13 protein-coding genes are annotated in these 11867 nt (G+C 53.7%); 6 read left to right on the forward strand and 7 right to left on the reverse strand.

All coding sequences use genetic code 11. The features are described 5' to 3' along the window. Positions 1-14: 14 nt before the first annotated feature. The 5 genes from GF617_RS11435 to ftsY all read right to left on the reverse strand — a co-directional run bounded on the left by GF617_RS11435 (position 15) and on the right by ftsY (position 5724). A complete protein-coding gene (locus tag GF617_RS11435) occupies positions 15-1280 on the reverse strand; it encodes a 4-aminobutyrate--2-oxoglutarate transaminase (RefSeq protein ID WP_181621208.1) in 1266 nt (421 codons plus the stop codon). Between the two features lie 144 nt (positions 1281-1424). Beyond that, complete coding sequence (gene rpoH, locus GF617_RS11440) at positions 1425-2282, reverse strand: RNA polymerase sigma factor RpoH (protein WP_181621209.1); 858 nt, start codon at positions 2280-2282, stop codon at positions 1425-1427. Positions 2283-2538: 256 nt separating this feature from the next. Next, positions 2539-3594, reverse strand: coding sequence for a permease-like cell division protein FtsX (gene ftsX, locus GF617_RS11445; protein WP_181621210.1), 1056 nt, complete (start codon positions 3592-3594; stop codon positions 2539-2541). Next, positions 3581-4252, reverse strand: coding sequence for a cell division ATP-binding protein FtsE (gene ftsE / locus GF617_RS11450; RefSeq protein WP_181621212.1), 672 nt, complete (start codon positions 4250-4252; stop codon positions 3581-3583). The genes ftsX and ftsE overlap by 14 nt, the downstream gene beginning before the upstream one ends. A 2-nt stretch (positions 4253-4254) precedes the next feature. Then, positions 4255-5724 carry a signal recognition particle-docking protein FtsY gene (ftsY, locus tag GF617_RS11455; RefSeq protein ID WP_203451703.1) on the reverse strand — a complete coding sequence of 490 codons (1470 nt, stop codon included), beginning with the start codon at positions 5722-5724 and terminating at the stop codon, positions 4255-4257. Positions 5725-5851: 127 nt separating this feature from the next. On the opposite strand from ftsY, the gene rsmD reads away from it, so the two are divergent. Together rsmD and GF617_RS11465 are read left to right on the forward strand one after the other, a co-directional pair. Continuing rightward, positions 5852-6454, forward strand: coding sequence for a 16S rRNA (guanine(966)-N(2))-methyltransferase (gene rsmD, locus GF617_RS11460; protein ID WP_181621215.1), 603 nt, complete (start codon positions 5852-5854; stop codon positions 6452-6454). After that, positions 6438-6719: a DUF1145 family protein gene (locus tag GF617_RS11465; RefSeq protein WP_203451704.1), complete on the forward strand. Its 282-nt coding sequence runs from the start codon at positions 6438-6440 to the stop codon at positions 6717-6719. Before rsmD ends, GF617_RS11465 begins: the two co-directional genes overlap by 17 nt. Before the next feature lie 51 nt (positions 6720-6770). On the opposite strand, the gene GF617_RS11470 is transcribed toward GF617_RS11465, so the two are convergent. Next, entirely contained in the window at positions 6771-7127 is a 357-nt protein-coding gene (locus GF617_RS11470; protein WP_203451705.1) for a DUF2500 domain-containing protein, read from the reverse strand. A gap of 128 nt (positions 7128-7255) precedes the next feature. Here GF617_RS11470 and GF617_RS11475 point away from each other — a divergent pair, with 128 nt between their 5' ends. After that, entirely contained in the window at positions 7256-7882 is a 627-nt protein-coding gene (locus tag GF617_RS11475) for a lysoplasmalogenase (protein WP_203451706.1), read from the forward strand. Positions 7883-7958: 76 nt separating this feature from the next. Then, positions 7959-10148, forward strand: a complete 2190-nt coding sequence (zntA, locus tag GF617_RS11480; RefSeq protein ID WP_203451707.1) for a Zn(II)/Cd(II)/Pb(II) translocating P-type ATPase ZntA — start codon at positions 7959-7961, stop codon at positions 10146-10148. A 9-nt stretch (positions 10149-10157) separates the two neighbouring features. Here zntA and tusA read toward each other — a convergent pair whose 3' ends face one another. Then, the gene (gene tusA, locus GF617_RS11485; RefSeq protein ID WP_181621221.1) at positions 10158-10400 is read right to left on the reverse strand and encodes a sulfurtransferase TusA; all 243 of its coding nucleotides are present in this window, start codon (positions 10398-10400) and stop codon (positions 10158-10160) included. A gap of 169 nt (positions 10401-10569) precedes the next feature. Between tusA and GF617_RS11490 the strand changes: the two genes are divergently transcribed. Then, entirely contained in the window at positions 10570-11235 is a 666-nt protein-coding gene (locus GF617_RS11490) for a 7-cyano-7-deazaguanine/7-aminomethyl-7-deazaguanine transporter (RefSeq protein ID WP_181621222.1), read from the forward strand. Positions 11236-11307: 72 nt separating this feature from the next. Then, positions 11308-11865: a DcrB family lipoprotein gene (locus GF617_RS11495; RefSeq protein ID WP_203451708.1), complete on the forward strand. Its 558-nt coding sequence runs from the start codon at positions 11308-11310 to the stop codon at positions 11863-11865. Positions 11866-11867: the final 2 nt, after the last annotated feature.

The following is an 11867-nucleotide window of genomic DNA, read 5'->3' on the forward strand; positions in this document are numbered from 1 at the left end:
ACCGGGCAATGGCTTTAACGTGTCAGCACTGACGAGATAATATCCAGCGCTTTACGGAACTGAACTTCGGGGATAGTGAGCGGATAAAGGAAGCGAATGACGTTGCCATACACGCCACAACTCAGCAGTAGTAACCCTTCCTGGAGCGCACGCTCCTGCACCTGACGGGTAAACTCCGGCGAAGGTAGTCCGGTTTGCGGATCGTTAAACTCCACCGCCACCATTGAGCCTTGCGCGCGAATATCCGCGATATAAGGGCAGCCCGCTTTCGCTTTACTGAGCACTTCGACCAGGTCGTGGCCGAGATGGGCTGCGCGGTGACACAGATCTTCTTCGTCGATCACCTCCAGCACGGCAAGTGCGGCGGCAATCGCCAGCGGGTTACCTGCGTAGGTCCCGCCCAGTCCACCCGGGGCTGGGGCATCCATAACATCAGCACGCCCGGAAACGGCAGAAAGCGGCATGCCTCCTGCCAGACTTTTGGCCATGGTGATCAGGTCCGGTTTCACACTCTGGTGCTCCATCGAGAATAACTTACCGGTACGCGCAAAGCCGGTTTGAACTTCATCGGCGATCAGTAATATTCCGTAGGTGTCGCACACGGTGCGCAGACCCTGCATGAAATCGGCAGGCGCGATGTTGAATCCGCCTTCACCTTGTACTGGCTCAAGAATGATGGCGGCAACCTGATCCGGGGCGATGTCGGCCTTAAAAATGCGATCCAGGCTTTTGAGCGCCTCGCGGGTACTGATGCCGTGCAGGTCATTAGGATATTGCGCGTGATACACCGAGCCTGGGAAAGGGCCGAAGCCAATTTTGTACGGCGCAACTTTACCGGTAAGTGCCATGGTCATGAAGGTACGACCGTGAAAAGCACCACCGAAGGTAATTAATCCAGGACGTTTAGTGTATGCGCGCGCAATCTTCACCGCGTTCTCGACCGCTTCTGCGCCAGTGGAGAAGAAGGCGGTTTTGGCCGGGCCTTCAATCGGTACGCGAGCGTTGATACGTTCCGCCAGCGCCACATAGCCTTCATATGGCACAATCTGATAGGCCGTATGCGTAAAGGCATGCAGCTGTTTTTCAATAGCGGCGATAACCTTCGGGTGGCGGTGTCCGGTGTTCAGCACTGCGATCCCGGCAGCAAAGTCGATCACTTCGTTGCCTTCCACATCCCACACCGTGGCATTCTCTGCTTTATCAGCATAGAAATTACACATCACGCCGATACCGCGCGGCGTCGCCTGTAGACGCCGTTCATTCAACTCGTTGTTTTTCACCCTGTCCCCCTGAGATTCCAGCACCCAAAATGCGAATAGCGCACCTGTAAGTGTTTGCCAGAGGGAGAGAATTCGCCAGAGCAGGCGCTAAAAAAACAAAACCCCCGAATTTGCATTCGAGGGTTATCAGGTACTTCGCGAAAATTATGCTTCGATAGCCGCGCGAAGTTTTTTCATGGCGTTCTTTTCAAGCTGACGAACACGTTCTGCGGAAACACCATAACGATCGGCCAGTTCCTGCAGCGTGGACTTGTTATCTTCGTCCAGCCAGCGGGCACGGATGATATCCTGGCTACGCTCGTCAAGGCCTTCCATCGCGAAGGTCAACTTGTTAGCGGCCTGATCTTCCCAGTTGTCTTCTTCAATGCCGTCAGCAAAGTTGGACGATTTATCCTGGAGATACAGAACCGGCGCCATTGGCTGGCTATCAGACGCATCGTCGTCAGAAGACATGTCAAAAGTCATGTCCTGCGCGGCCATACGGGATTCCATCTCACGCACATCTTTGCTGGATACGCCCAGCTCGCGCGCCACCATTTCGACCTCATCCTGATTGAACCAGCCCAGACGCTGCTTGGTTTTACGCAGGTTGAAGAACAGTTTGCGTTGCGCTTTTGTCGTGGCGACTTTCACGATACGCCAGTTACGCAGGACGTATTCGTGAATCTCTGCTTTGATCCAGTGCACGGCAAAGGAGACCAGTCGCACACCCACTTCCGGGTTAAAGCGACGTACAGCCTTCATCAGACCGATATTACCTTCCTGAATCAAGTCCGCCTGCGGCAGGCCATAGCCCGAGTAATTACGAGCAACGTGAACAACAAAGCGCAGGTGAGACAGGATCAGCGTCTTAGCTGCTTCCAGATCGCCCTGGTAATGCAGCTTTTCAGCAAGCTCCTTTTCTTCCTCAGCCGTCAACATCGGCCAGGTGTTAGCGGCCCGGATATAAGATTCCAGGTTACCAACAGGGGCTAAAGCTAAAGTTTGCATTTCTTTGGTCATTCATTCCTCTCAATTCGATATCTTCTGGTCCAGGTTATCCCCATCAGGCAACAACCATGCCAAAGCATTTGAGCAACGAGAATAGCATTCACATTTTTATCAGACAGTGATTTTATCCACAAGTTCCAGGTGCAACAGTGAATAAATTACGCACAAAATGTGACATGACGATGATACTGCGGGGAAGAGACAACAGGGAGCTCTTTCCCTGCAGAGCGAACAACTCGGTGCAGGGAAAGATTATATCACGCTTTTATTAGTCGGGAGTAAAGTGACGTAAATGTTGAACAGTCGCCAGCCATGCCGCAACCCAGCCAATCATTGAGCAGACCAGCAATAACAACAGGCACTCATCAAATCCTAACCCACTGATATCAAACTTAGTTCCAAAAACCTGCGCCACTTCAGTGACGGCGGAAGAGAGCCGCATCACCAAAATTTCTGACAATATCAGTGAAAGAAATGCCCCGGAAAAACCGAGCAATGCACCACCATACAGGAACGGACGGAGGATGAATCCATCCGTTGCACCAATCAGTTTTTGCACGTTGATCGTATCGCGACGCGCGAAGATGCTCAGACGCACGCTGTTACCGATGACAAGGAATACTGCAGCCACCATCAGCACGCCAATCATCGCCGACACGCGCCCCACTAACCCGGTCAGAGAAGCAAGACGGGCAAACCAACTGTCGTCCATCCGCACTTCATCGATACCGTTGATATGGGTGATGCGCTCGCGAAGCGTGTTGAGTGACTCCGTGCCCTGGAAATCAAGCTTCGGGATCACCACGGCCACCGCAGGTAACGGGTTCTCTTCCAGCATATCCAGCGCACCGCCAAACCCGGACCAGTTACGAAACTCGCCCAGCGCCTCTTCGCGCGACAGGTAGTTCACCTTCTCCACACCCTGCTCGGACTGAAGTTGCCCCACCACCTGTGCCGCAGCGTTATCGTCCAGAGCCTTATCCAGATATACCGTGATCTGCGGCGACGGATAGTACTGTGAAGCCGCCTGGTTCACGTTTTTGTAAACCATGTAGCAGACGCTCGGTAACGTCAGGGAGATGGCGATAACCATCACCGTCAGGAACGTCGCCAGCGGCTTGCTTTTCAGATCCTGCAATGCGCCGTGGAAAGCATAACGCACCTGCTCGTTAAAGACGTTCGTTTTGCGAGAGTTCGGTTTTGGTGCAGCCTTCGCACGCTTTGGCGCATTGCGGTTGTTATCGCCGCCGCCCTGCGATTTGCGGAACCGGTCAAACCGGTTCCCAAACTGCCGAATCTGGTTCATTGCTTCACGCTTGTTCACCGTGGCCTCCGTGCAAATGACCGTCGCTCAGCGACAGCATGCGGTACGAACGACGGGAAATCAGTCCGATGTCGTGCGTTGCCATCAATACTGTGACCCCTACGCGGTTAAACTCCTCAAACAGACGCAAGATCCCTTCAGACAAAGCGTCGTCCAGGTTACCGGTCGGTTCATCCGCCAACAGAACGGCAGGTTTATTCACCACTGCACGGGCAATGCCCACGCGCTGCTGTTCACCGCCAGAAAGCTGGATCGGGAAGTTCTTCGCTTTGTCCAGCAATCCAACCTTGTCCAGTGCCGCCGAAACGCGACGGCGAATATCATCCCCGCTCGCGCCCGCAATGATCAGCGGGATCGCGACGTTGTCGAATACCGTACGATCCATCAACAGATGGTGATCCTGGAAAATCATACCGATCTGGCGACGTAAAAACGGCACTTCACGGTTTTTCAGGCGGCTAATATCATGGCCGCCAAAATAGATTTTCCCGGCACTTGGCCGTTCGATCCCACAGATAAGCTTGAGCAGGGTACTTTTCCCCGCGCCAGAATGGCCGGTCAGAAATGCCATCTCGCCCGGCTGCAGGTGAAAGGTCACTCCCTGCAGCGCTTGTCTCCCACCGAGATAGGCCTTGCTGACGTGTTCAAAGCGAATCATTGTTAATCCTCTCGGGCAAATAATGCCTCAATAAAGTCGTCCGCTTTAAACGGACGTAAATCCTCAATACGCTCGCCCACACCAATGTAACGGATAGGAATGCCGAACTGATCCGCCACGGAGAAGATCACCCCACCTTTGGCTGTACCGTCCAGTTTGGTCAGCGTAATCCCTGTCAGTCCTACCGCTTCATCAAACAGCTTCGCCTGACTCACGGCGTTCTGTCCTGTGCTGGCATCAATGGTCAGCATCACTTCATGCGGTGCATCTTCATCCAGTTTTTTCATCACACGGACGATTTTCTTCAACTCTTCCATCAGGTGCGCTTTGTTCTGCAAGCGCCCTGCGGTATCTGCAATTAACACATCCACGTTACGCGCTTTTGCGGCCTGGATGGCATCGAAGATAACTGACGCGGAATCCGCGCCGGTGTGCTGGGCAATCACCGGAATGTTGTTACGCTGGCCCCACACCTGCAGTTGTTCCACCGCCGCCGCGCGGAAGGTATCACCTGCCGCCAGCATCACCGATTTACCCTGCTGCTCGAACTGGCGCGCCAGCTTACCGATGGTGGTCGTTTTACCCACACCGTTCACACCAACCATCAGAATAACAAAGGGCGTTTTGCCTTCAATATTAAGCGGTTCGTCAACTTTTGCGAGAATTTCGCCCATCTCATCTTTTAACAGACCGTATAACGCCTCGGCGTCACGCAGCTGTTTGCGGCTGGCACTTTCGGTCAGGCTGGCGATAATCTTACGGGTCGTTTCCACACCGACATCGGCGATCAGTAACTGCTCTTCCAGCTCTTCAAAGAGATCATCGTCGATCTTTTTGCCCCGGAACAGACTGATAAATCCGGAACCTAAGTTTTCTTTGGTTTTTAGCAGGCTGCGCTTCAGGCGTGCGAAGAAACCCTCTTTGGTTGGTTTTTCCTGCTCCTGAACGGCCTCTTCCTCCGGTTCAGCAATCTCAGCGTCTTCAGCAGACTCAGCAACTAACGCCTGAGTTTCCAGCTCTTCGTCAGTAATATCAGCGACATTTTCTTCCTGGACCGCGTCAATAATTTCAACGGTTTCAGCCTCCGCTTGCCACTCTTCCGGAGAGACTGTCTCAGCTTTCACCTCTTCCGGCAAAGGCAGTTCTTCGTGTTCAACCACCGCCTGAGAAGGGGTTTCGACAACCTCTTCAACGGGTTCTTCAACAACAACTGGCTCAGGCTCAACCACCTGTGGTTGCTCACTTTCCTGTACCTGTTCAGTGACCTCAACCACCTCTTCAGCAAAGGCTTCAGTCTCTTCCTTGCTGTGGGCGTGTTCTTCTGCTTCTACAACGGCTGCGGTTTCAACAGGCGTTTCAGGCAGAGATTGCTCTTCAACGGCTTGTTGTTCTTCGATTTTCTGTTCTGTTTCTTGCTCTTTTTCACCGAAGCCAAGCCAGGAAAAGAAGCCACGTTTTTTTTGTTTTGCCATCAGCGACTACACTCCTCGCGGCGCTATATACAGGGAAGCTAAAAAAATGATGAAATAGTCTAACACTTTACTTAATTGACATCACCGCCTGGAATCGCAGGCCAATTGTTAGCAGAGCTTTCCTGAAATGAAGAAACCCACCCGCGCCTCAGCCGGACAAATTCGTATTATCGGCGGCCAGTGGCGAGGCCGGAAATTACCGGTTCCGGACAGCCCCGGTTTGCGCCCCACCACCGATCGCGTCCGAGAGACGCTGTTTAACTGGCTGTCACCATCGATGGTCGATTCCCGTTGTCTGGACTGTTTTGCCGGGAGCGGCGCATTAGGTCTCGAAGCCTTGTCTCGTTACGCCGCCAGCGCCACCCTGCTGGAGATGGAGCGTAACGTCGCACAGCAGTTGCAGCAAAACCTGGCAACCCTGAAAGCAGCAAATGCAAAAGTGGTGAACACCAATACGCTCAGTTTCCTTGCGCAGTCAGGTACGCCGCATGATGTGGTGTTTGTCGATCCGCCGTTCCGTAAAGGCCTGCTGGACGAAACGCTCACACTGCTGGAGAAAAATGGCTGGCTGGCCGATGACGCGCTGATTTACGTCGAGAGCGAAGTAGAAAATGGCCTGCCGCCAGTGCCTGCTCACTGGAGCCTGCACCGGGAAAAAGTGGCCGGACAGGTTGCGTATCGTTTGTATCACCGTGAAGCACAAGGAGAATCCAATGCCGGTACTGATTAATCTGGGACGTTTACTGATGCTGAGTGTCTGGGCGTTTCTGATCCTGAACCTGGTGCATCCTTTCCCACGTCCGATGAATATTTTCGTCAACGTTGCGCTGATTTTCACCTCATTTATGCATGCTCTGCAGATGGTGATGCTAAAAAACGGTCTGCCGAAAGATGGCCCACAGATGACTGGCTGGCAACAACTGCGCGTCTTTATTTTTGGCGTATTTGAATTGCTGGTATGGATGAAGAAATTTAAAGCGCAGGCGAAGAAGTAAGCGGCCTGATGTTTTCACCCTCTCCCACAGGGAGAGGGGACTTTCCGGGCATTATTCCGGCGCGAACCCCTCAAACCGCGATCCTTTATAGCTTAGCGTCCCTTTATCCCCCACCGTCAGGTGATGATATTGCTGCGCCTCAAGGCGGAAAGTCATCTCCAACCCACCGGTTTCCGGCTTAAAGCTCGCCTCATAACGTATCGTCGCTCCCGCAGGCGTCACCTGCTGCTGACGTGAACGTCGATCGTTAAGGGTTTTCTCGCGCTTATTACTCACTACGACACGTTTTTGCACCAACGGGGCAGCGTCATTACTGGCCTTCTCACGGCGTTGCTGCACGAAACGGAACGAGGCAGCAATCACGATGATAGCCACCACAATAATAAAAAAAAGCGGCATCTTGCTCATTGTTAAATCCTATCAGATTAGGCGGAAATCAGGATACCTTGCCTTATCCGTCATTGCCAAACGCCCGCCCGCATCACTACACTGATCTGAAACTGATGATTCAGTCATAACAGATACAGGGAGTTAATATGCTTTGGTCATTTATCGCTGTCTGTTTTTCCGCATGGCTTTATGTCGATGCGTCTTATCGCGGCCCTGCGTGGCAGCGTTGGTTATTTAAACCCGTCACCCTGCTGCTTTTGCTCCTGCTTGCCTGGCAAGCGCCAATGTTCAATGCCGTTAGCTATCTGGTCCTCGCCGGTTTGTGCGCGTCATTAATTGGCGATGCGTTAACGCTGTTACCACGTCAGCGCCTGCTCTATGCCATAGGGGCGTTTTTCCTGTCGCATCTGCTTTACACCATCTACTTTGCCAGCCAGATGACGCTCTCCATCTTCTGGCCATTACCCCTGGTGCTGCTGGTCATTGGCGCGCTATTGCTGGCGGTTATCTGGACACGTCTGGAAGAGATGCGTGTGCCAGTCTGTACCTTTATCGCCATGACACTGGTGATGGTCTGGCTGGCCGGAGAACTTTGGTTCTTCCGTCCGACATCGCCTGCCATGTCTGCTTTCTTCGGCGCGGCGCTGCTGCTGATCGGCAATATTGTCTGGCTGGGCAGCCATTATCGCCGCCGTTTCCGCGCGGATAATGCCATTGCCGCAGCCTGCTACTTCGCCGGTCACTTCCTGATTGTGCGTTCACTTTATATTTAAATAAGCCTTGACTCTGGAGTCGACTCCAGAGTGTATGCTGCGGCTAATGAGAAAATTATCATTACCGGAGACTGCCATGTCGACTCCAGACACAAACAAAAAAGTGCCGCAATTCTCGGCACTTAAACTTAATCCCCTCCCGGCTAAAGACGATTGCTGCTGTGAGGGGACGTCTTGCGAAAGTGAAAAGGCGCAAGCACTGCCCGAAAGCGGTAACCGCTTCAGTTGGGTCGTGAATGGCATGGACTGCGCTGCCTGCGCCCGCAAAGTTGAGAATGCGGTCCGGCAGGTCAGCGGCGTCGAGCATGTCCAGGTGCTGTTTGCGACCGAAAAACTGCTGGTCAACGCCACATCAGACATCAGTGCCCAGGTGGAAGCGGCGGTTATCCGCGCCGGTTACACTCTGCGTAATGAAAACACTCCGGCAGAAAAAACCACGCCACTGCGCGAAAACCTTCCCCTGATCACGCTGATCATCATGATGGCGTTGAGCTGGGTACTGGAACAATTCAACCATCCATTCGGTAACCTGGCGTTTATCGCCACCACGCTGGTTGGCCTGTACCCCGTCGCCCGTCAGGCACTGCGCCTGATAAAAACCGGGAGCTGGTTTGCCATCGAAACACTGATGAGCGTTGCCGCCATTGGCGCGCTTTTTATTGGTGCAACCGCTGAAGCAGCGATGGTTCTGCTGTTGTTTTTAATTGGTGAGCGTCTTGAAGGCTGGGCCGCGAGCCGGGCACGTAAAGGCGTGAGCGCGTTGATGGCACTAAAACCGGAAACCGCTACCCAGGTTATCAACGGAGAACGTCAGATTGTGGCGATCGGCGCGCTACGCCCGGGAGATGTGATTGAAGTGGCTGCGGGCGGTCGTCTGCCAGCTGACGGTGCTCTCCTCACGGCCACCGCCAGCTTTGATGAAAGCGCCCTGACCGGAGAATCCATCCCTGTGGAACGCACCGCAGGTGAAAAAATCCCTGCGGGTGCGACCAGCGTTGACCGCCTGGTGCAGCTTCGCGTCTTGTCCGAGCCAGGCGACAGTGCCATCGATCGCATTCTGAAGCTCATTGAAGAAGCGGAAGAGCGTCGCGCTCCCGTTGAGCGCTTTATCGATCGCTTCAGCCGTATTTACACCCCGGTCATTATGCTGATTGCTCTGCTGGTTGCCGTCTTGCCCCCACTGTTTTTTAGCGCGCCGTGGGAGGGCTGGATCTACAAAGGGCTGACGCTGCTGCTGATTGGTTGCCCGTGTGCATTAGTTATCTCAACCCCCGCCGCGATTACCTCTGGTCTGGCTGCTGCTGCGCGATATGGCGCCCTGATTAAAGGTGGCGCAGCACTGGAGCAACTGAGCCAGATTCACCAGATTGCCTTCGATAAAACGGGCACGCTAACTATCGGTAAACCTCAGGTCACAGGAGTTTATCCGCAGGACACCACCGAGGATAACCTGCTTGCGCTGGCAGCTGCTGTTGAGCAAGGCTCAACCCACCCGCTGGCGCAGGCGATTGTCCGTGAAGCCCAGTCACGTGGGCTGGCAATTCCAGCCGCCACGGCTCAACGGGCGCTGATGGGATCCGGCATTGAAGCGGACATCGAGGGTAAAAAAACGCTGATCATCACCGCAGATAAATTCAAGGCTATCGGGCTGAGCCAGCAAATCCAGACGCTGGAGCAAGCCGGACAGACCGTGGTTATCGTGGTGCAGGACGGCGTGGCGCAAGGCATGCTGGCCCTGCGCGATACCCTGCGCGATGATGCAAAAGCCGCGATCGCCGACCTGCATCAACTCGGCGTACAAGGGATTATCCTGACAGGTGATAACCCACGTGCCGCCGCCAGTATTGCCGCAGAACTGGGGATGGAATTTAAGGCCGGACTGCTGCCCGCCGATAAAGTGAATGCTGTCACGCAGATGAATGCCCGCGCTCCGCTGGCTATGGTAGGCGACGGAATTAACGATGCGCCCGCGATGAAAGCATCAACCATTGGGATTGCAATGGGCAGCGGTACAGACGTCGCGCTGGAAACTGCCGATGCCGCGCTGACACATAACCGCCTGACCGGGCTGGCGCAAATGATCAGTCTGGCTCGCGCCACACGCACCAACATTCGCCAGAACATCACGATTGCGCTGGGGCTGAAAGGGATTTTCCTGGTGACCACACTGCTTGGGATCACCGGGCTGTGGCTGGCGGTGCTGGCCGATACCGGCGCGACAGTGCTGGTTACGGCAAATGCCCTGAGGCTGCTTCGCAGGAAGTAGGCCTGCCGACTATCCTTTGCGAATTAAGTACCGGTACGGCAGCGTATCGGTCTCTTGCGCCACCAGCGCATGTTCCATAAAGGTACAAAAACCGGGAATATCGCGGGTGGTGGCAGGATCATCAGCAATGATGAGCAAGGTTTCGCCCGTCTGCATGGTGCGTACAGTTTTACGCACCATCATCACAGGCTCAGGGCAGCGGAGGCCCTGAGCATCGAGCGTATGGTCTGGGCTGGAAAACAGGTCGGTCATTTTCGTCTCGTTCACATAAAAACGGCTGTAGTTTACGCCGCGTTCCCGTCAATGCAAACCAGGTTAACGATTGCGTGAAAATTAGCCATTGCAAACTACATTTAAAGCAGTATCATGCGGCGGCTTTATTGGGTTCCCTCACCCCAAAGATTAATCAAAAAGGTACAATATGAACTCCTTTACACAAACCCAGCGCGTAAAAGCGTTGTTCTGGCTTTCGCTTTTTCATTTGCTGGTGATCACCTCCAGCAACTATCTGGTACAGCTGCCTATCTCCATTTTGGGTTTCCATACCACCTGGGGTGCGTTCAGTTTTCCGTTTATTTTCCTTGCCACTGACCTGACCGTGCGTATTTTTGGCGCACCGCTGGCTCGTCGCATTATTTTTGCGGTGATGCTGCCTGCGTTATTCGTTTCGTACGTGATTTCGTCCCTGTTTTACATGGGAAGCTGGCAGGGCTTCGAAGCGCTGACGCACTTTAACCTGTTTGTCGCCCGTATCGCGGCGGCCAGCTTCATGGCCTATGCCCTGGGGCAAATCCTCGATGTTCATGTCTTTAACCGTCTTCGCCAGAATCACCGCTGGTGGATGGCGCCAACAGCATCAACGCTGTTTGGCAATGTGAGCGATACGCTGGCATTCTTCTTTATCGCCTTCTGGCGTAGCCCGGATGCTTTTATGGCAGCACACTGGATGGAGATCGCGCTGGTTGACTACTGCTTCAAGGTACTTATCAGCATTGTTTTCTTCCTGCCGATGTATGGCGTACTGCTGAATATGCTGCTGAAAAGGCTGGCAGATAAATCTGAAATCACCGCATTGCAGGCAGGTTAAGGGTTCGATTTATCAGTTGTGATAAGATGGACGAATGAGCCGTTATGGCCGTTTATCGAAAGGAAGAAGTCAATGCGCAATCTGGTTAAATATGTCGGGATTGGCCTGCTGGTTGTGGGCCTTGCAGCCTGTGATAACAGCGACACAAAAGCACCTGCACAAGGCGCGTCAGCTGAAAGTAATGCCACCGGGCAGTCGGTTAATCTGCTGGATGGCAAACTCAGTTTCTCTCTCCCGGCGGATATGACCGACCAGAGCGGTAAGCTGGGCACGCAGGCGAACAATATGCACGTCTATTCCGACGCCACCGGACAAAAAGCGGTGATTGTGATTGTGGGTGACGACACCAGCGAAGCGCTGGGCGTACTGTCAAAACGTCTGGAAGATCAACAGCGCAGCCGCGATCCACAGTTGCAGGTCGTGACCAATAAGTCCATCGAACTGAAAGGCCACACGATGCAACAACTGGACAGCATTATTTCTGCAAAAGGCCAGACGGCTTACTCTTCCGTGGTTCTCGGCAAAGTGGACAACAAGCTGCTGACCCTGCAAATCACACTGCCTGCCGAAGACCAGCAGAAAGCACAAACCGCAGCGGAAAATATCATTAACACCATCGTGATTCAGTAAGT

The organism is Lelliottia sp. RWM.1, from assembly GCF_016859735.1.
GTDB lineage: Bacteria > Pseudomonadota > Gammaproteobacteria > Enterobacterales > Enterobacteriaceae > Enterobacter.